The 19493-nt window shown below is 52.4% G+C and carries 19 protein-coding genes; 14 read left to right on the forward strand and 5 right to left on the reverse strand.

The window, feature by feature from the left end; translation table 11 throughout:
- The first annotated feature begins 150 nt into the window (after positions 1-150).
- The 7 genes from murJ to KGZ92_02255 all read left to right on the forward strand — a co-directional run bounded on the left by murJ (position 151) and on the right by KGZ92_02255 (position 6293).
- Entirely contained in the window at positions 151-1677 is a 1527-nt protein-coding gene (gene murJ / locus KGZ92_02225; GenBank protein ID MBS3888102.1) for a murein biosynthesis integral membrane protein MurJ, read from the forward strand.
- Positions 1678-1864: 187 nt separating this feature from the next.
- Positions 1865-2800, forward strand: a complete 936-nt coding sequence (gene pyrB, locus KGZ92_02230) for an aspartate carbamoyltransferase (GenBank protein ID MBS3888103.1) — start codon at positions 1865-1867, stop codon at positions 2798-2800.
- Positions 2797-3228, forward strand: coding sequence for an aspartate carbamoyltransferase regulatory subunit (locus tag KGZ92_02235; GenBank protein ID MBS3888104.1), 432 nt, complete (start codon positions 2797-2799; stop codon positions 3226-3228). Before pyrB ends, KGZ92_02235 begins: the two co-directional genes overlap by 4 nt.
- A gap of 80 nt (positions 3229-3308) precedes the next feature.
- Positions 3309-4085: a nitroreductase family protein gene (locus KGZ92_02240; GenBank protein MBS3888105.1), complete on the forward strand. Its 777-nt coding sequence runs from the start codon at positions 3309-3311 to the stop codon at positions 4083-4085.
- 76 nt (positions 4086-4161) lie between these two features.
- On the forward strand, positions 4162-4941 hold the full coding sequence (locus KGZ92_02245) for a 4Fe-4S binding protein (protein MBS3888106.1): 780 nt from the start codon (positions 4162-4164) through the stop codon (positions 4939-4941).
- 85 nt (positions 4942-5026) lie between these two features.
- Positions 5027-5659: a hypothetical protein gene (locus KGZ92_02250; GenBank protein MBS3888107.1), complete on the forward strand. Its 633-nt coding sequence runs from the start codon at positions 5027-5029 to the stop codon at positions 5657-5659.
- Between the two features lie 121 nt (positions 5660-5780).
- Positions 5781-6293 (forward strand): MarR family transcriptional regulator, encoded by a 513-nt coding sequence (locus KGZ92_02255; GenBank protein MBS3888108.1) that lies wholly within the window; start codon positions 5781-5783, stop codon positions 6291-6293.
- Between the two features lie 397 nt (positions 6294-6690).
- Here the strand turns inward: KGZ92_02255 and hydF are convergent, their stop codons facing one another.
- From hydF to KGZ92_02275, 4 genes are read right to left on the reverse strand one after another with little or no spacing between them, the layout of a single operon-like run.
- Positions 6691-7875 carry a [FeFe] hydrogenase H-cluster maturation GTPase HydF gene (gene hydF, locus KGZ92_02260; GenBank protein MBS3888109.1) on the reverse strand — a complete coding sequence of 395 codons (1185 nt, stop codon included), beginning with the start codon at positions 7873-7875 and terminating at the stop codon, positions 6691-6693.
- Positions 7868-8926: a [FeFe] hydrogenase H-cluster radical SAM maturase HydE gene (gene hydE / locus KGZ92_02265; protein ID MBS3888110.1), complete on the reverse strand. Its 1059-nt coding sequence runs from the start codon at positions 8924-8926 to the stop codon at positions 7868-7870. Before hydE ends, hydF begins: the two co-directional genes overlap by 8 nt.
- Positions 8919-10235, reverse strand: a complete 1317-nt coding sequence (hydG, locus tag KGZ92_02270) for a [FeFe] hydrogenase H-cluster radical SAM maturase HydG (GenBank protein MBS3888111.1) — start codon at positions 10233-10235, stop codon at positions 8919-8921. The genes hydE and hydG overlap by 8 nt, the downstream gene beginning before the upstream one ends.
- 27 nt (positions 10236-10262) lie before the next feature.
- Positions 10263-10508, reverse strand: coding sequence for an iron-only hydrogenase system regulator (locus tag KGZ92_02275; protein ID MBS3888112.1), 246 nt, complete (start codon positions 10506-10508; stop codon positions 10263-10265).
- A 289-nt stretch (positions 10509-10797) separates the two neighbouring features.
- Between KGZ92_02275 and galE the strand changes: the two genes are divergently transcribed.
- Complete coding sequence (galE, locus tag KGZ92_02280) at positions 10798-11805, forward strand: UDP-glucose 4-epimerase GalE (protein ID MBS3888113.1); 1008 nt, start codon at positions 10798-10800, stop codon at positions 11803-11805.
- Between the two features lie 66 nt (positions 11806-11871).
- Here the strand turns inward: galE and KGZ92_02285 are convergent, their stop codons facing one another.
- Positions 11872-12555 (reverse strand): hypothetical protein, encoded by a 684-nt coding sequence (locus KGZ92_02285; GenBank protein MBS3888114.1) that lies wholly within the window; start codon positions 12553-12555, stop codon positions 11872-11874.
- 144 nt (positions 12556-12699) lie between these two features.
- Here KGZ92_02285 and KGZ92_02290 point away from each other — a divergent pair, with 144 nt between their 5' ends.
- The 6 genes from KGZ92_02290 (at position 12700) to KGZ92_02315 (ending at position 19380) form a co-directional block, all read left to right on the forward strand.
- Complete coding sequence (locus tag KGZ92_02290) at positions 12700-13497, forward strand: M55 family metallopeptidase (GenBank protein ID MBS3888115.1); 798 nt, start codon at positions 12700-12702, stop codon at positions 13495-13497.
- Positions 13498-13599: 102 nt separating this feature from the next.
- On the forward strand, positions 13600-15003 hold the full coding sequence (locus KGZ92_02295; protein MBS3888116.1) for an MBOAT family protein: 1404 nt from the start codon (positions 13600-13602) through the stop codon (positions 15001-15003).
- Between the two features lie 51 nt (positions 15004-15054).
- Positions 15055-16074 carry a hypothetical protein gene (locus tag KGZ92_02300; protein ID MBS3888117.1) on the forward strand — a complete coding sequence of 340 codons (1020 nt, stop codon included), beginning with the start codon at positions 15055-15057 and terminating at the stop codon, positions 16072-16074.
- Between the two features lie 73 nt (positions 16075-16147).
- A complete protein-coding gene (locus tag KGZ92_02305; protein MBS3888118.1) occupies positions 16148-17899 on the forward strand; it encodes a DUF342 domain-containing protein in 1752 nt (583 codons plus the stop codon).
- 127 nt (positions 17900-18026) lie between these two features.
- On the forward strand, positions 18027-18389 hold the full coding sequence (locus KGZ92_02310; protein MBS3888119.1) for a winged helix-turn-helix transcriptional regulator: 363 nt from the start codon (positions 18027-18029) through the stop codon (positions 18387-18389).
- Positions 18328-19380 carry an HAD-IC family P-type ATPase gene (locus tag KGZ92_02315; GenBank protein MBS3888120.1) on the forward strand — a complete coding sequence of 351 codons (1053 nt, stop codon included), beginning with the start codon at positions 18328-18330 and terminating at the stop codon, positions 19378-19380. Before KGZ92_02310 ends, KGZ92_02315 begins: the two co-directional genes overlap by 62 nt.
- Positions 19381-19493: the final 113 nt, after the last annotated feature.

Below are 19493 nucleotides of genomic sequence, written 5' to 3' on the forward strand. Positions count from 1 at the left end.
GTTACAACCTCCTCTAGTTTGATTAATGTTGCTAGTGCTATCAGATAATTAGACAAGCCACAAGGAAACTCCTGCAAGTAATCCTAGGTGAAGAGGGAAGTGATATGATAAAATAGGAAAGTTGATATAGTTAGATTGCGAGGCAAGGCAGTGGAGAATAAGAATTCCGTTTTCAAAGTGGCACTCATTCTCAGTGTGGTGTCGATTCTGAGCCGACCCCTTGGTTTTATTCGCGAGCAAGTCATTGCCTGGCGCTTTGGCGCCGGCGCAACTGTCGATGCCTATGTCGCCGCCCTTTTTATCCCCCAACTACTAGCAGGTATTATCGGGGGTATACTGCCCACGGCCTTTCTGCCTGTGTACAGTGAGGACCGTGATACGCCAGAAGGAAGGAGCCTCGTGGCCACCACAGCGGGAGCAATTGCCCTGCTTGGCATCGCCGGTAGTGTGCTGGCACAAATATTTGCGCCACTCTTGGTGAGGGTTCTCGTGGGCAGCTTTTCGGCGGAACAACAGGCTGTGACTGCTTCACTCTTGCAAGTTCTCTCTTTTGGTACCTTTTTGATGAGTTTATCGGCTTTCTTAACCATATTGTTTAACAGCCATCAACAATTCTTCTTGCCAGCCTTAATTCCGGTTCTGCAAAACGTCATCATTATCGCGGGCTTGTTGCTACTTGGGACTTGGGGTATAGAGGGGCTGGCATGGTCCACATTGGTCTCCATGGGTGTGACGGCGGTGCTGCTCTTCATGTTAGCGCTCTATCGTGGGTTTCCGGTCCTAGCCGTGCCGAAGTTTTGGAATCCAAAATTCATTAAAGTGCTCAAGCTTTCGGCGCCCATCTTTGTGAGCAGTCTCTTCGGGCAGGTGTACATGGTGGTTGATCGCCGCCTCGCCTCCGGGCTCGATGTGGGCAGCATCGCCGCCCTGAACTTTGCGAATCGCCTTGTTCAATTGCCGGTTTCTATTTTTGTGGCCGCGCTGGCGACCGCGGCTTATCCCACCTTGGCCGCCCTGGCCTCGCGTGGTGATAAAAAAGGTTTTGCCTCGACCACAATTAGCAGCCTGCGGGGCTTGGTAGTGCTTCTGGTGCCAGCGACGGTAGGTCTATGGGTATTGCGTTACCCGATAGTGCGTTTGGCTTTTGAACGAGGCTCGTTTGATGCCGCTGCGACAGAGAAGACCGCCTATGCGCTGGGTTTTTATGCCTTAGGCTTGCTCGGACTGGCTACGGCACAGGTCCTAACTCGCGCTTTTTTTTCCCTGCATGATACTCTGACGCCCGTGAAAATAGGCATTGCTACCTCCTTGCTGAACACAGCCCTGGCCTTACTCTTGGTCTACCCTTTGGCCCACGGAGGGCTAGCGTTAGCTAATTCTCTCGGAACTTCTGTTAGCTCGCTATGGCTATTTTATGCGCTGCGCAAAAAACTAGGACCTGTGCCGATGGGCATGCTGCCTCTGCTCCTAAAAGTGGGTGGGGCTTCACTAGTAATGGGTGTTACAAGCGCTGTGGTCATGGCCTTTACTGCCGGATATGGACAAATTATCTCGCTTGGAGCGGCTGTGTCGCTGGGGCTACTGGTCTATGGCCTCTCATTGCTACTGGCTGGGGTAGATGAGGTGGCCTTGGTACTAAAGAAGCTGCAAAATAGGTTTGGCAAAAAATTACGTTGACATAGAACAAAGAGAACGATAGCATTCACGGTAGTAGCCTTTAATTCCGCCGTACGAGTGACGGTAAAGCCCTGTGAGGCTGGGAAGGCAAAAGTGGTCTTAACTTTTGCCTTCCCGCTGGCGGGAAGGTTTTTTGACGCGCCTATTTTAAACTAGTTCGGAGAAGCTAGAAAAGGGGAGGTTGTTTATGTTAGATTTGCTCGGACGCCACCTAGTGAGCCCTAGTGACCTGACGCTTCCAGAAATTGACTCCATCATCACTCTAGCCCAAGACATGCAGAGGCAGAGAGGCGCTTACAGCGATATTTGCCGGGGCAAGATACTCGCCACTTTATTTTACGAGCCTAGCACGCGTACCAAACTTAGCTTTGAGTCAGCCATGTTACGCATGGGGGGTAGTATTCTAGGTTTTAGCGATGCTAATGCCTCGGCGGTAGCTAAGGGAGAGTCGATTGCGGACACTGTTCGCGTTATGGATGCGTATGCTGACATCTTAGTTATACGACATCCCAAGGAAGGCGCGCCGAAGCTAGCGGCGGGCTACTCGCGTGTGCCCATAATTAACGGGGGCGACGGCGGGCATCAGCACCCGACGCAGACTCTCACTGATCTCCTGACCATACATGCTTGCAAGGGCAAGGTAGAGGGGTTAAGCGTGGCCTTCTGTGGCGATCTCAAGTATGGACGCACCGTTCATTCGCTCATTGAGACATTAGCACGCTATCCTGGCAGCAAGTTCTACCTTATCAGCCCCGAGGAGTTAGTTCTTCCCCCACGCCTTAAAGAACAATTGCTCCGAACTTCTAATTGCGAAGTGTTTGAGTGCCGGCACATGGAGGAAGCGCTACCCTATGTAGATATTCTGTACATGACACGCATACAGAAAGAGCGGTTTTTCAATGAGGCAGACTACCTAAGGCTCAAGAATAGTTATATTCTGGATGGAGCAAAGCTGTCGCAAGCTAAGAGAGAGCTGATCGTTATGCATCCTCTCCCACGCGTAAATGAGATTGCCTACGAAGTAGATAATGATCCACGGGCGGTCTACTTTGCGCAAGCAGAATGTGGCGTCTACGTCCGTATGTCTCTCATGGCACACTTACTGGGGGTGACTTGCTCATGATAAAAGTTGCGGGAATTAAACGGGGCACAGTGATTGACCATGTCACGGCTGGGAAAGGCTTGTGGATCTTTAACAAGCTGAACTTAGCTAGCCTCGGGCATCCAGTCGTGCTGCTCATGAACGTACCGAGTGAGAGACTAGGCAGAAAAGATATCATCAAAATTGAGGACTACACGCAAGTAGATACAGCCATGCTCGGCCTCATCGACGCCACGATTACGGTCAACATTATCGAGAATGAACAAGTGGTAGCAAAAACGCAAGTGACTCTACCTCAAGTGGTGAGCGGGTTGTTTGCCTGTGGTAATCCGCGCTGTGTATCTAACTCCGACCAATATGTAATGCCGATTTTCGAGTTGTACGAAGCAGAATCGCGTGCCTATGCCTGTGAGTATTGCGAAGAGATCACCAAGGTGGCCTGGAAGTAAGCAATGGTTTGCCGTTCTTCTGCGCACTCATGGTACACTACTGGTATGCTATTCATCATACCGAGGAAGTAGGTGTGGCCGTGTCAATTGAGCTCGTAAGTCTCATAGCCGCTATCGGGAACCGCAAGTCTGTACGGCGTTACCAAGATACTGCTCTTGGAGAAGGTATTCGCGAAGAATTACTCGCCCCGCACAGCCTGCGCAAACTAAACAGGGTGCCTTGTCGAGTGGAGTATGTCGAAGGAGACAAGCCTTTAGATGATATCTTCACCGGCATTATCGGTAGCTACGGCAAAATCGGCGGTGCTCGGGCTCTGCTGTGCTTAATTGTTCCGACCTTAGACCTCGAGATAGGCAAGATGGAGGCAGGGTACTTGGGCCAGCAATATGTGCTGCGGGCTACGGCACTGGGGCTGGGGTCTTGCTGGGTCGGAGGGACCTTTAACTACAAAAAACTCATGTCGCACCTTAGTATTGGGCCAGCCGAAGCAGTGTCTGCCGTGATTGCTCTAGGTTGGCCAGCAGAGAGGCAAGATGCCGTTAGTAAGGTGCTCCATACCTTGGTGCGCCGCAAAGGGCTTAGCGAAATAGCCAGTCCGTCCTTGCTGGCGGGGCCATTATGGCTTAAAGAGGCTCTGCTGGCTGTCCGCCTAGCGCCGTCCGCCATTAATTTGCAACCATGGTATTTTGCAGGCTCCACCACGAAGGTAGAACTAAGGTCAAGCCGCAACGGCGCCTTCACGCCAATGGACATCGGAATCGCCATGTTGCACTTTGAGTTAGCTGCGCTAGCGCAAGGATGTAGCGGACAGTGGCACTTCGAAAAAAAAAGACAATTTTTCGCCGTGGAACAATAAAACAGTGACCTACATCACATTTTTTCTCCCTGCCTTGGGGTATGCTTGAGCTAGTAAACCTAAGGAGGTTTTAGAAATGGTATTACGTAAAATTATAAAAATTGATGAGGAATTGTGCAATGGCTGTGGTCAGTGTGTGCCCGGATGTGCCGAAGGCGCCCTACAGATCGTGGACGGCAAAGCTCGCCTGGTGAAAGAGCAGTACTGTGACGGACTTGGCGCCTGCCTGGGTGAATGCCCCACCGGGGCCCTGACCATAGAAGAGCGTGATTCCGAGGAGTATGATGTTGACGCTACTAATGTGTGGTTAACGAGTATTGGCCGCGAAACTGTCCCTCATGTAGCTCCACCGGTTCTGCCGCCCGCTCTACAGAGTGTGCGCTCGCATGCGCCTAGGTCTGCTCATGGCGGTGGTTGCCCGGGCTCACGCCTCATGACCTTTAACAAGACAGAGACAGCCCCGGCAAGCGAGGCTCCTCTTGGTCCCTCTAAGTCGGAACTTAGGCAGTGGCCCGTTCAGCTTATGCTCGTGCCACCAACCGCGCCCTTTCTCAGAGAGGCCGACCTGCTTATTGCGGCTGATTGTGTGCCCTTTGCCTACCCAGATTTTCACCGGAAAATGCTCAAGAATAAAGCGGTTCTGATCGCCTGCCCTAAGCTTGACGACTCGGCACATTATGTCGAAAAACTGGCGCAGATGATTCGGGTCAATGACTTTCGTAGCATTACCATTGCCCATATGGAAGTACCTTGCTGTTTTAGTCTTGGCAAAATAGTCAGCGCGGCCATAGAGCGTGCCGGAATTAAAGTGCCGGTTATGAGCATCAATGTAGGGCTGCAGGGAGAACTGAAATAGCGTGTAGTAAAGAGCAGGAATTTTGGTGGGGATGGCGAATTAGGAAAGGAGAAGATGTATCTAAGCTTGAGGAGGACGTTATTTAATGGGCAGAGCAGAACGTAGAAGGCGCGACAGGCATGGCAAGAGCAATTTACCCTGGGATAAGATTTTGGTGGCGGCGGTACTAGTATTTTTTCTTGTTAGTGCCGGTGTCGCTTACTTCTTCCCGCTGATTACCGCACGGTCCTATGCCGAAGGCAGTAATCGTATCCGCCGTATTATTATTTCTCGCGCCCTTGATCGGCTTGAGCGCACAGACCCTATTGAGTTTAGCTACTACTTCACCAATGAAGCTGGTTCGACCATAAATTTTGCGGCCAAAGAGGCAGACCACGTCGTCACTCTCACTGACCCCATCACCAAAGAACCTAAAACCTATGACCAAGAGCCCTTGCCGGCAGAGTTTCAAAAGCTACGTGAGACCAAGGATGCCCTAGCTGCGGCCTTAAAGGACAGGGCTTTTGTCATTAGCTACAGAGAGAATGAACAACAATTTGGTCACAATATCCTGCAAGTTGTCAAGCGAGATGACGCCAACACCTTGGTGGAGGGCTACGAGTTGTACTTCGATGCCGACCATGCGCTCGATGAGATACACTTCGTCAAGCGCGTGGGCGATGATAAATTTGTGCAGCGAGTGTATCGCGGCTTAGTCGCTGGGGGAGCCGGCCAGTAGCGGTTTTTCATAGGCGGTGACGACACTGCCTATTTTTTTTGCCTATCCAAGAAATAATTCCTAGTGTATAATGTGAATTAAGTAGCGAGAGAAGGTATTTTATAGATAGGCGGTTATGTAAATGGCAGAGAAAACCGTTCTAAAACACCTTGTGGACCTTTTTATGCAAATCGGAGCGCGAGCAACCATGGAAACTCTCGTGTCGACGGAAGACATGCTGACGAACAGCCAACTTTTGGCGCTGCGTTATATTTGGCTGCATCCAGATTGCCCGCTCTCGAGTCTGGCCGAGGGGCTTGGTATTTCTAACCCTGCCGCCACGAAGGTAATGGATCGGCTAGCGCGCAAAGACCTTGTTCTACGCAAGCAGGGCTTGGACCGGCGCCAGATTATCGCCATTCTTACCCCCAAGGGGCGAGATGTCGTGGAGAATCAGCTTCGCTTGCAGATGGTGGCCTACGCCAAGCTCTTTGACATGATGAGTGAAACTGAACTCGCCTCGCTGCAAGCAGGGCTTGAGGGGATGGTTGACGCCGCAGTGCGACACTGGCCTGATTGGCAGCAATTATGTCTGCGCTGCGGTACTGGCTGCTCTAGGACGGACTGTCCTTTGTTCCGTTATACCGGTGCGTAGTGCTTAAGCTATCAGGGAGATAGTCCTCTTGGTGCACGCTTAGGGAGCCTCTGTCGGTCCTTACTTGGTCCCCACCGAGGCAACCTGCATTCCCGTTGACACCTAACGAGCTGGACTTAGGGAAGTCTGAAAGTCGTTGGAGTGCCTACATGTTAAGCTTCTAATGCTTGTGCGTGGACTCGTTATGTGATGCAATACACATAATGAAGAAGTGAGGGCACGTTTTTTACCACAGAGTACACAGAGGTCACAGAGAAAGAAGGAGCTAAGTTAGGCAATTAAATTCGTTCTATCTTCCTCTCTTTCCCACGCCTCTGTGCCCTCTGTGGTTGAAATCGTCTCCTATCGCGAAGAAGAAAGACTTCTGTGTTGCCCTCGGTGTAGAGCGCCTACCTCGTTATGCGTTGGTGGGAATGCAGGAGGCAAACGGTCGCAGACTGCGCTCGAGAATGCCATTGTAGTAGGCCAGAAGTACTCCATAGTTAATTATAGGAATACCCGCTTCTTCTGCCTGCGCCAAACGCGATTGCATTTCTTGGCGGGTAATCATGCATGCGCCGCAATGGATAATCAGCTTGTAGTCAAGCTCCTCGGGGAAGGTCTGACCGCTTTGCCAGGTGATGCTCACTTCGCCACCTACCCGCTTTCTTAGCAGAGCGGGTATTTTTACGCGCCCAATGTCGTCTTCTTGGCTATGGTGCGTGCAGGCCTCGGAAATTAGCACCTTGTCATGAGGGTTAAGTTTGGCGAGGGCTGCTGTTGCCTTGGTGAGCTGGGGCAAGTTGCCCTTGTGGCGCGCCATAATGATAGAGAAGGATGTTAAGGGTAAGTCGGGCGGCAGGGTGCTGGCGACAAAACCGAAGACTTGCGAGTCGGTTACCACGAGCTGCGGCGGTTCGCGGAGTGAGTGGAGGGTAGAGACGAGCTCTGTTTCACGGCAAATTATGGCGCGATGCCCGCCGTCCAAAATGTCGCGCAAGACCTGCACTTGAGGCAAGATGAGTCTGCCCTTAGGGGCAGCCTTATCTATGGGTACGACCAGTAGGACAACCCCCTCGCCATGTAGCAAGTCGTTCAGTAGAGGTGGTTCTACCGTAACCTTGGTCAGTTTTTCGGCTAGTGCATCTTTAAGGGCCGAGACTCCATGGCCAGTAAACGCATTCACCGCCTGGGCATTATCCGGGATAAGAGGCAGCGTGTTGTCGTGGGTGTTGATGACAATAATGGATGGTATCTGGCGGCGCGCTAAATCAGCCAGTAGCTCTTGCTCAGCAGGCAGGAGGGGCAGCTCGGCCACCACGAGCAAAACAAGTTCCGCCTTGCGCAGGGCCCGCGACGTGAGCCTCTGCCGCTCGACGCCGAGCAGGCTGGCGTCGTCAAGGCCGGCGGTATCTACTAGCACCACGGGGCCGAAAGGCAAGAGTTCCATGCTCTTGTAGACTGGGTCGGTGGTAGTTCCCGAAACGGGCGAAACTAAAGCTACTTCATGTCCACAGAGAGCATTAATGAGGGTGGATTTGCCGACATTGCACCGGCCCAAAAGTACAATGTGAGGGCGTATGGCGCGCGGGGTATTATTCATGTCTAGAGCCCCCTTGACGCAGGGAGCCGCCGTGCCCCCGTCCCACCTGGCGGCCGATGCGGGCAATTCTGCCCCCCAAACAACCGCGGCAGTGTCTTAAAGTATCGTCGATGCAGCGCTTGTTCTGGTACAGCTCGTATTGCTGGCGATAAGGGGCAGGGGTGGCGTTGGGCATAACTACATTGGCGCCGCGTTGCCATCCTTTTTCGCGACCGTCCTCATCAAGGGTAGCCAAGGCCGTAGTGACAGGAATGTGCACTTTACGCATGACTAAACGTGCTAAGGCCACCATCTTGTACGCCATCTCGGTACTGCCCTGGGGGCAGAGTCCGAGCGGCGTGGCAGGGTGGGGGATAAAGGGGCCCACGCCAAACATATCTAACTCGAGATCTCTCCCGAGCAGGATATCCCCGGCGAGATCGCTTACGGTCTGTCCGGGCAAGCCAACTAGGCACCCTGACCCAACGTCGTAGCCAAGATCTTTAAGGTTGGCGAGTGTTTCTAACCGTTTAGCCAGTGTGGAGTCAGGATGAAAACGGGCATATAAGGCAGAGTTCGACGTCTCAAAGCGCAAGAGATAGCGGTCAGCACCAGCCTGACGCCACAAAGCAAGCTCCTCACGGGTGCGGTCGCCTAGGCTCAAGGTTATGGCTAAGTCGTGCTCCTGTTTAATACTAGCGATAAGGCTACTCATGCGCTCGCCTGTCCACCATTTGTCTTCACCCGATTGCAGTACAATAGTGCCGATACCTGCCCGCACAAGTTCGGCGGCCGCGAGGAGTATTTCTTCTTCTGTCATGCGGTAGCGCACGATGGAGTTGTTGCCGGCTCTGATGCCACAATACTCGCATTGGCAAGAGCAGTAATTGGAGAACTCTAAAAGCCCCCGCAGCCAAATATCTGCCCCCACTTCTTGGCTGCGCACCCGGTCGGCTGCCTGCCAGAGTTCGTCTAGGTCTGCGGGTTCGGTAAGGCTGAGGAGGGAAGCGATTTCTTCTTGGCTGAGAAGATATCCTTCGCGCTCGGCGCGAGCAATCAGTTCTTTAGACATAAATATCGCGTTCTCCCTTCAGCACTTCCGCTAAGTCATGGCGTACTCTTTGTCGCGCTACAGGATCTGGGATTTGGCTCAACCATTCCTCCCACTTTTCTTGGGCCCCACTGCGAGTGGTATCAGAACCAAAGTGAGCGACAAATTCTGCTAGCGTTAGAATGGCGTTAACTTGGCAAAACTCTTTGATGTCTCCTGTTTCCACCATGTGCATAAAAGCTTTGCCTGTTCTCTGGTGGCGATAACACCCCGTGCAAAAACTAGGAACGTACCCCTTGCTGACGATGCTGTCCACACACTCATCGAGGGAGCGGTGATCGAAGCCAGAAAACTGCCCTGATTCCTGCTTGTCGGGGCGTCCGTAGCCACCCGGCGTGGTGACGGAGGCAGCGCTCAGCTGTGAGACCCCAACGTCGAGGAGAAAGTCGCGCATGGCGGGTGACTCGCGGGTAGAGAGAATGAGGCCGGTGTAGGGGACGGCTAGGCGCAAAATGGCGACGAGGCGAGCAAACTCTAAGTCGTTGACCACATGCCCGAGTGGGTAGGTGGCACCTTTAGCCGGCCGCAAGCGCGGTACAGAGATGGTGTGAGGGCCAATGCCCTTAGCTTCTTTGAGATGCTTGGCGTGGGCTAGGAGGGAACGCACTTCATAGCGATAGTCGTAGAGACCAAAGAGTACGCCTAGACCATAATCGTCGATACCGCCGTCAATGGCGCGTTCCATAGCTGTCAGGTGATAAGTATAATCTGACTTAGGGCCGCGGGGGTGCATGTAGCGATAGGTCTCTTCGTGGTATGTTTCCTGAAAGAGTTGGTAGGTGCCAATGCCTGCTTTTTTGAGCTGGCGGTAGTCTTCTACGGTAGTGGCAGCGACGTTGACGTTGATGCGCCTGATATTGTGCCCATCCACTGCGGTGTCGTAAATGGTGCGAATAGACTCGAGGACAAAATCAATGGGGGTGAAGGTTTTGTCTTCCCCCGCCTCAAGCAGCACTCTCTTGTGCCCCATCCTAATGAGGTGCTCTGTTTGTTCGCGAACTTCGGCCTGGGTAAGATGTATGCGCGAAAGGCCCGTGTTTTCGGCGCGAAAGGCACAGTAAAGACAGCTATTCGAGCACAAATTAGAAATATAGAGGGGCGCAAAGAGCACTATCCGTTTGCCGTAGACTTTGTCTTTGACCGCTCTGGCCGCGGCAAAAATCTCCTCATCGCCAGCATGTGGTGCAGATAAGAGGAGATCCACCTCTCTTTCATTGAGACCATGGCACTCCCTAGCCTTTTCTAGAATGTCCGTTAGGTTGTCATACATAAAAAGTCTCCCTACCTTTTCGATTTCTCAAAATGTGACCGCCGCTTTTACTTTAATCCCATCGATACTGCCTAATTTCCCTGTCAGCGCGCCAATATCATCGTTAGTGCCATCGCAAATGAGGGCAATAACCGAGAGGCCGCGCTCCCGGTGTGGTACGCCCATCCTGCCGACGATCATGTCACCGAAGTCACTGATGATAGCATTGACTTTTTTGGCAGCCTCACTGCGACGCATAACAACGACTCCGATGACAGCAATACGATTATCCATGACCAAACCTCCTGTAAAACAAATAACCTGCCCCGAAATAGGGCAGGAAAAATAGCGCCAGTTGGCACACCCCCGCCCTCAGAAACCCTTGGACTCAGGAACTGTTTATGCGTACCCTTAGGGCCAGACATCACTCCAACCCCTGAGGTACTATGAGCATAACGTAACGTGAAAATAAACGCAAGCCATAGACTGGCAGATGGGTAGTTGTCTGGCAGGACTTCCTGTGTGGGTGTCCAATACTTAACTTGTAGTGTTGTAGCGTTGTAGTGCGAGAGGAGAAAAAGAAGTGTCAATACTAGTAACCGGTGGAGCCGGGTATATCGGTAGTCACACCTGTGTTGAGCTCATCAAGAGTGGGTATGAGGTAGTAGTATTAGATAATTTGTCCAACAGCAAGCCCGAAGTCCTAAACCGCATCGCGGAGGTGGCTCTGCAGAGCGTGCAGTTTTACCAGGGGGACGTTTTGGACAAACAAGTGCTGCGCAAGATTTTTGCCGCTCACTCTATTGACGCGGTGGTGCACTTTGCTGGGGTAAAGGCGGTAGGTGAATCGGTTGAGAAGCCGCTCAAGTACTACTACAACAATGTGGCCGGAACGATGGTCCTGCTCGATGTTATGGGCGAGTTTGGCGTGAAACGCATTGTCTTTAGCTCTTCGGCCACCGTCTATGGCGATCCTCGCGAGGTGCCCATTAAAGAAGACTTTCCCTTAGGGCCGGTTAACCCCTATGGGCGGAGCAAGTTGATGGTGGAGGAAATCCTGCGCGATCAATGTGCAGCAGACCCTAAATTCGGAGCCTGCCTGCTTAGGTACTTTAACCCCATAGGTGCACATGCCAGTGGTCAAATGGGGGAGGACCCAAGTGGCATCCCAAACAACCTGATGCCTTTCGTGACGCAGGTGGCCGTAGGCAAGCGCCCACTGCTGCATGTGTTTGGCAATGATTATGACACCTGTGATGGAACAGGCGTGCGCGACTACATACATGTGGTAGATTTGGCCATCGGCCATGTCAGGGCTCTAACCTGGCTGCAACAAAATAGCGGTATCGGGATATTTAACTTAGGCACAGGGAGCGGTGTTAGTGTACTAGAGCTCATTAATGCCTTTGCTCTGGCGACGGGCGTGCACATACCTTATGCCTTCGCACCCCGACGAGAAGGAGATGTAGCCAAGTGTTTTGGCGATGCCAGTAAGGCTAGAAGCGAGCTAGACTGGCGAGCAGAGCGTGGTCTTTTGGAGATGTGTAGGGATGCCTGGTTGTGGCAGAAAAACAATCCGCAGGGCTACTAATTGCGTGTAGTCCTGCGGAAATGGAGTGCAAGTTGGCTTTGGTCTGACAGAGAACGAGTGGCACAACTAGAATTTGAACTTGCGGTTATGAAAGTAAAACACCGGCAGTGAAACTAGTGCTACCGCAAACTGGTCGACCATCTGCCTCTTTTGCCAGGGTGCGGATTGAGTTTCCCACTCTCTACGCTGCGAGGCAAATGCTTCTTCTAGTTCAGCTTTGTCCACGGTCCTTGCGGGCGGCTTAGTTTGCCTCTCAACTATGGGGCGCGCTAAACCATGATAGTTAAAGTAGAAGCTGCTCTCAGGGAAGATCACGTTTTGGACTAGGTTGGCAATTCCCTGTGTGCTTGAAAAGAAGAAAATTAGAAAGGAAATCGTGCTGACGACAAAGAAGTAGAAGTGGCGTACCGAAAAGGCCATTTCAAAGTCTGTTGATCTGGCAGTGCGGCTCCAAAACCAGGCAAAAAAGCTGAGCGAAAAGATTAGCAAGAGCAGGCTGCGGATAATGGCCGTGCGGTCCATCATCCTCTTCCGTTCCAGTTCGTACTCTCTGAGAAACTCCTCGGCGTCCGGCGTAAAAGTGACCTCTTCCGTAGAGAATTTCGGCGGCAATACTTGGCCTTCGGTAAGGCCAAGCACAGAGTAGAAACTTTGCCTCAGGAAGGCCGCCCCGTGGAAAATCGACGTCACGAGTAACACGGCTGCGATGACGTACACAAATAGACTTGGCAAATGAAAAAACTTATGCATAATTTCTCCTCCTTAAAGAGTCTTACTGCTCCATACCATGTATATTCCCCTTGGCTTGCTAGTTCTCCTTTTTCTCGCGATGGGGCAATAATTGGCTATCTAGTTTTAAATTGAACAGGTGGTAAGAAGGAGGCGTTCGTTAAAATGAGAGTGTATATCTCTGTGGATATGGAAGGCATAGCCGGTGTAACGACCTTTGATGAAACGATAGTGGGCAAAGCAGACTATGAGCACTTTAGGCGACAGATGCACAAAGAGACCAGCGCCGCAGTGCGTGGCGCGCAGAGCGCCGGTGCCACGCATATCGTAGTGCGCGACGGACATGACACCGCCTGCAATCTCTTGCCAAGTGAGCTGCCAGAGGAAGTCTTGCTCATTCGCAACTGGTCTGGCGGACTGTACGGCATGATGGAAGGCATCGACGACACATTCGATGCCGTAGTTTTCGTAGGCCACCACGCCAAGGCCAACACACCTAGTGCGATACTCAAGCACACCATGAGCATGCGCATTCTAGATCTTCGCGTCAACGGTCTTTCCCTGCCTGAAGTAGGCTGGAACGCCTTGATTGCCGGATACCACGGTGTCCCCGTGACTTTTGTCAGTGGGGACAAGGCCTTGTGTATTCAGGCCGAGGCTCTGTTTGAAGGGGTTGTTTGCGTCGCAGTTAAAGAAGGTATGGGGGCCGCTGCGCTACACATGCACCCAGAAAAATGCTGCCACGCCATTGAAGCCGAAGTGCAGCGTGCCCTTGTCGACCGCGGCGCCTGTAAACCCTTTGTGCTAGGGGACGAGTACTGCGTCGAGGTGGAGTTTAACAGCGAGGAATGGGCTCATCGCGGCCAGTGGTACCCAGGCGCGCTTCGCCTCGATAGTCGTACCCTGCAATTTCGCAGCAGCGATTTTCTTGATTGTCTCCGTTTCTTTACCTTTGTGACGTAAGTTCTTGTTGCGGCAGGCGAAATAAATCGTTTTATTCCTGTAATAGCCCTTTTAGGGCTATTTGTCTTTCTGTACAATATTGTTAGAAGGGAGGTGTAAAGAATGTTGTTTCATACTCCTCTATTTGCTTTAGTCCTCCTCGCCGCCATTGTGGGCTTCTCTATAACGCAGGGCGACGCCAGAAAATGGGTGTTAGTGGTCGCTAGTGTGGCGTTCTATGCTTTTGGCGGTCCGCTCGATACGGCCCTTTTTGCCGTGCTCATCGTGGCCGTGTACTACTTGTCAATTAAGCTAGCGGAGAAGCCATCGCCGAGGGGACTAGCCTTAATACTAACCCTGCTCTTTGGTAATCTGGCCTGGTTTAAGTATGGAGACTTCTTCTATGATAATTTGGCGGCCCTGCTTGGTTTTCTCGATCTGCCCCTGACCGTGTCTAGGCCTCTGCTCTGGCTTCCCCTTGGTATTTCTTTCTATACGTTTCAGATGGCCGCTTACGTTATCGACATCTACCGCGGCGTAATAGCCCCTGAGAAAAAACTACTCACTTTTGTGCTTTTCGTGATTTTCTTTGGTCAGCTAGTGGCCGGGCCTATCATGCGCGCCCAAGATTTTTTGCCTCAACTGCAGAAGCGCCTTGCGACGAGCTACGCCGATGTGCGTGCAGGCGCTTACCTCATTATGCGCGGTCTTATCAAGAAGATTGTCATTGCTGACCGTCTGGCAGTTCTTGTCGACGCGAGATTTGGCGAAATGGCCCTCCTAGACCATGCCTCGGCTTGGGTGGCTCTTTACTTCTTTGCTTTCCAGGTCTATTTCGATTTCTCCGGCTATACCGACATGGGCGTCGGCTTGGGTAGAATATTTGGGCTGCGGCTTTTGCCTAATTTTAACACGCCGTACTTAGCCGCCAATGTGGCGGAGTTCTGGCGGCGGTGGCATATCACGCTTTCTACTTGGTTGCGCGACTACCTTTACATACCCTTAGGTGGCAATCGCTGCAGCAGGCGACGACGCAACTTCAATCTTTTTCTCACCATGTTGCTCGGCGGTTTATGGCATGGGGCTGCGTGGACTTTTGTTATCTGGGGGGCTTTTCAGGGTCTGTGGCTCGTCCTCTACCGTCTGTGGAGTGAAGTTGTCATGCGCCGCTACCCCGCCTGGGACGTGCCGAGGTGGGTCAATGTCCTGCTCACTTTTCACATGCAATGTTTAAGCTATGTGTTTTTTCGCTCCGAGGGTCTCGCCGGGGCTTGGGCGATGCTTCGGCAAGTATTAGACCTTACCCAGGTAGCGACGTGGAATGCACAGATAGCCTATGTTGGCATCGTGTTCTTACTTTTTCTGCTCCATCTCGGGGAGAAGTATGTAGACGACCATTACCGCGTTCTATTAGCCAGTTGGCAGGGGGTGCCCGCCCCGCTAAGGGGGGTAGCCTACGTCTTAGTTTCTTTGCTCTTAATACTTAGCTTTAGACCAGCGCAGCCCTTTATCTATTTTAGATTCTAATATCGGTGTCCGTGGGTTAAGGAGATGCCAAGCAGAAAGGGGAGTGTCAGCATGAAGGGGAGCAGAGGGATTTGGCAATCGGGGCTATTCTATGGCCTTATCGTGCTGTTATTGCTCGAAGTTGTAACGCGCCTATACATGGTGGAGCGGGCCTTTCTGTCGCCTTACGGCGAACTGGCGCGCATTAATGACAACCTTGCACGCCACGAAGGCCTGCCGAAGGTCGCTTTCTTCGGGTCCAGTCAAACCCAGGCCGCAGTAGCGACTCGCGAAATGACAGAGCACTTAAGCTTGGCGCCTTATCTTCTCGTCAATGCGTCCGCTGCAGCGGGGGGACCCCGCGAAATGTTGTACCTCTTCTCCCAGAATCGAGACCTATTTCGGGATGTGGAGGTAGTCTATATCAATGTTGACCTCTGGATGTTTAATAGGCATACCTTTGTAGCTGAACAGAACGGTGGTGCGGCGTGGCGCCGTACCGCGACTCTCCGCGACCGGCTTAATTTTCCGGCGCAGGCCATGACCAGGGCGGACTGGCTGTTGGGCTGGCTCTTGGCCACCTGGGACCAACGAGATACTTGGCGGTCAGCACTGCTCGATTGGGTGCGCAATCCCTGGACATACAACCCCCATATTGTCTACGATTGCTTCGGGAGGCCGGTCGCCGGTTTTTTAACTGCCGAGCGTCCCATCACACACGAGATGCTGGTGCAGGAAGCCGAAGCTTTAGTGGCTAGTCAAATGCAGGAGTTTGCCCTCAATATGGCTGCCTACGACGACATAGCTCGGCTCGTTCAGGCCGTAAAAGCCAGTGGCGCAGAGCCCGTGTTCTTACGTGTGCCAGCGTCCCCTGCCTATAGCAGCGCCATACTACATGTGGGCATTGACCAAGAGATCATTTGGCGGGAGTTGGCAAAGCGCTTTGCTGAGGTGCCTGTACTTGATTTGAGCGGCATTGTCCTAGAGGGCCTAGATTACTGGTGGGACCCCTATCATATGTCGCTGCAAGGCGCCATGGAGTTAGCCTTAACCATCGTCGACGATCTGCGACTTCGTCTTGGCATAAACTAATTCGCTTGGGCAGGAGTAACGCATTGTATGGCGAAATTAGTTTGCAGAGTATTTCGCCTGGAGGTATACTGCCATGACTGACACCCTAAGAAACTATGCCACTCTAAGTGAAGGCGTTGTAAAGGTGCGCCATGCCGAAACAGGGCCATATCCGGTGCTTGTGCCGACGACAGGGATTGAACTTAAGGTCAACGGGGTACAACACATGAAGGAAGTGGCTGTTAAAGAAACGGATGAGATCTCTGTGGCAGCATTAGATGAAGTGATGCCCGGTTCTTGGTCGATCTGGGTCAGTCCTAATCTCCTGGCGGCTTATGTGCGACTGCAGCCTGGCAAAAGAATAAAACGCTCATTGCCCAATTTAGAGCCCACTGAAAGGCTTACCATCGTCCCTATGGAGGCTGCTGAGCCGCTACCCGCTGTTACTCTTGATGAATTGACGGCTAAGTTGCGGCAGGAGGGCCTTTTTCAGCGCGCCGATCTGAGCCTCTTGCCTATCGCCACACAGGCGCTAGAGCCCGGCCAGTACTTGATTGCCTCCGGCACGCCACCTACTCCCGGGCGTGATGCGGAGATATCGATGTTCTTTGAAACCGCGCAAAAAACAGAAAAACAAGTAAAGGAAGATAGCGCAGTAGACTTTCGTTCGCGCTATGAGTTTACTGCCGTTAAAGAAGGCCAGGTGCTGGTGAAAAAAACGCCCCCCTTGGCGGGAGTTCCTGGCACTGGGGTGCGCGGAGAACAGATACTACCCTCTCCGCCGAAAGACATTGAGCTCGTGGCTGGGAATGGCGTCATGCATCAAGACTGGGCACAGCAGCTAGTCGCTACCCGTGCTGGACGACCAGTCCTGCGTCCTGGAACGCAGACCATGGCCGTGGATGTCGTGCCTGACATGATAGTCAAAGGTAGCGTAGACATCAAATCAGGTAGTATCTCCTTCCTTGGTGATGTAACGGTGGGCGAAGATGTGACCGCGGGTTTTTCGGTCTGGGCGGGGGGCATGTTGCGAGTGGCAGGAGTGATAGAGAAAGCACACACGCAGGCTGTCTCAGGAGTTAATGTGCGCGGCAATATCATTGCCTCGCAGGTTCAGGTTGGTCCGCCGATTGACTTCTTGCGCAATGTGCGTAGTCTCCTGCCTAGTTTGCGGGAGGACGTCAACTCGCTCACCTTGGCAGTGCAGCAAATCAAGAAGCAACTACCACCCGAAAAGCAAAAATTTTCTGCGCAGTTGATTAGCACCATGTTAAATCAACGGGGAGAAGAGTTAGAGAACCGCGTCAAGGCGCTGCATGACGAACTGCAGCATTTAGACCATCGCTTGCTAGAGATCTATGGTCCCTCCCTGGTAGGTACGTTAGCAAAGTTTAGGCAGGAGATCGAGCAGGGGAAGCGGACTGAAGAGCAGCTAGCCATCTTAGCACGGGTAGCTGTCGTGCTCACGGAGAAGCTAGCCGCGATTAATCCCGACGAGGCCCATCTTTCCGCCGGCAATGTCATTAACTCGCAGGTCTCATGTACCGGCGCCATGACCATCTTGGGGGGAGTGTACAACTCCAAGGTGCAGGCGGGTGGCAAGATTATGGTGCAGGGCGTGTTCCGCGGCGGGGAGATGAAAGCGGGGAGCGATGTCGCCGTCAAAGAGCTTGGTTCGGAGTCCTCGGTGGCCACGTCGATTACTGTACCCACTAGTGCTAAGGTCAAAATCGGTATAGGCTGGGAGAACAGCTCTGTCGTAATCGGTCCGCGACGCTACAGGTTTGATAAAAAACAAACCGATGTCTCCCTTCGCCTTGAGGAAGGTAATATTCTAGTTCGTTAGATTGACCTAGGCACGACCTTCTCCGCATCTGCGGGGGAGGTCTTTTATTTTGGCGACCTGTTGACTTGGTAGGCAGCTAATTGGTATCATACAATTAAATGATTACTTAATGATAGAAAGATTGGTGATGGCAGTGACGAAAAACAGTGGCCTCGAGCCGTGCTCAACCCATTTTGCGCCCGCAACATTGGAGAGTCTGAAAGAGAAAATTCTCGAGGTAGTGGGCCTATCGGAGCTTTTCAAAGTTCTCGCTGACGAGACGCGCACCCAAATTCTTTACATTTTATCCGAGGGAGAAATGTGCACCTGTCATCTCGCCGAAGTGCTCGAAATGAGCTTGCCGGCGATTTCACATCATCTGCGCCTCTTACGCCTAACCCGCTTAGTGAGGAGCAGAAGAGAAGGAAAAATGGTCTACTATGCGCTAGATGACGAGCATGTCCTGCACCTCATTCGCGAGGCGCAGGCGCATTTTGCGGAAGAACGCTAACAGAAAGGGCGCGATCACATTGAAGCACCATGAAGCCGAACAGCACGAATGTGCAAAGTGCTCGCTCGAACAGCCACTTGAAGGCAGTCGCTCTGCCTCTAACCAGAGGCTCATTCCGATTGGTCTCTCGCTCTCTTTACTCGTCGTGGGCATGCTTATGCCGCCTCTCCCGCTGTGGTCTGTGCTCGTCCTGTCTATATCGTACATCATCGTAGGCTGGCCCATTATCCGCCATGCGGGGCGGAATATCTTGCGTGGTCAAGTTTTTGACGAATATGGCTTAATGACAATTGCCACTTTTGGGGCCATAGCCCTCGGTGAATTCCCAGAGGCTGTCGCTGTGATGGTATTCTTTTCGATAGGCGAATATTTTCAAGAGCGCGCCGTAGATAATTCGCGCCGCTCCATAAAAGCGCTCTTAAGCTTGCGCCCTGACTATGCCAACTTAAAAAATGGCGAGGTAGTCACCGCTGTCGCCCCAGAGAGCGTCAGCGTGGGGCAAGTGATTGTTGTCAGGCCGGGCGAGCGGGTACCACTCGACGGTATAGTGCGCGAAGGTGAGTCCTTACTCGATACATCGCCCCTCACGGGTGAATCAATTCCCCGTGTGGTTACAGTTGGCCATGAAATTCTCGCCGGCACAATCAATCAAGCAGGATTACTAGAGGTTGAAGTCACCAAGATCTACGCCAACTCTACTGTAGCCAAGATACTAGAGCTAGTGGAGCAAGCTAGTGAGCGCAAGGCCTCTACAGAACGATTTATCACCTCCTTCGCTCGCTACTACACCCCTGCCGTAGTGGTAGGAGCGGCACTGCTCGCGCTTCTGCCTCCACTCCTTATTCCTGGGCAAACCTTTGCTGTGTGGGTGTACCGCGCCCTAGTCATGCTCGTCATCTCATGTCCCTGTGCTTTAGTCGTTTCGGTGCCCTTAAGTTATTTTGGCGGCATCGGGGCGGCTAGCCGGCAAGGTATTTTATCCCGACTTTGACAGCAAACCCTTATGAAAAGGACCGCAAACCCTTGTGTACGCAGGCGGATGCGGTCTTTTTGTTTTAACCTAAATGTGTAGGGTAACGGCTCATTTTTTGACCGCAGCTAAAA

The sequence above is a fragment of the Bacillota bacterium genome, from assembly GCA_018333655.1.
Classification (GTDB): domain Bacteria; phylum Bacillota; class UBA994; order UBA994; family UBA994; genus BS524.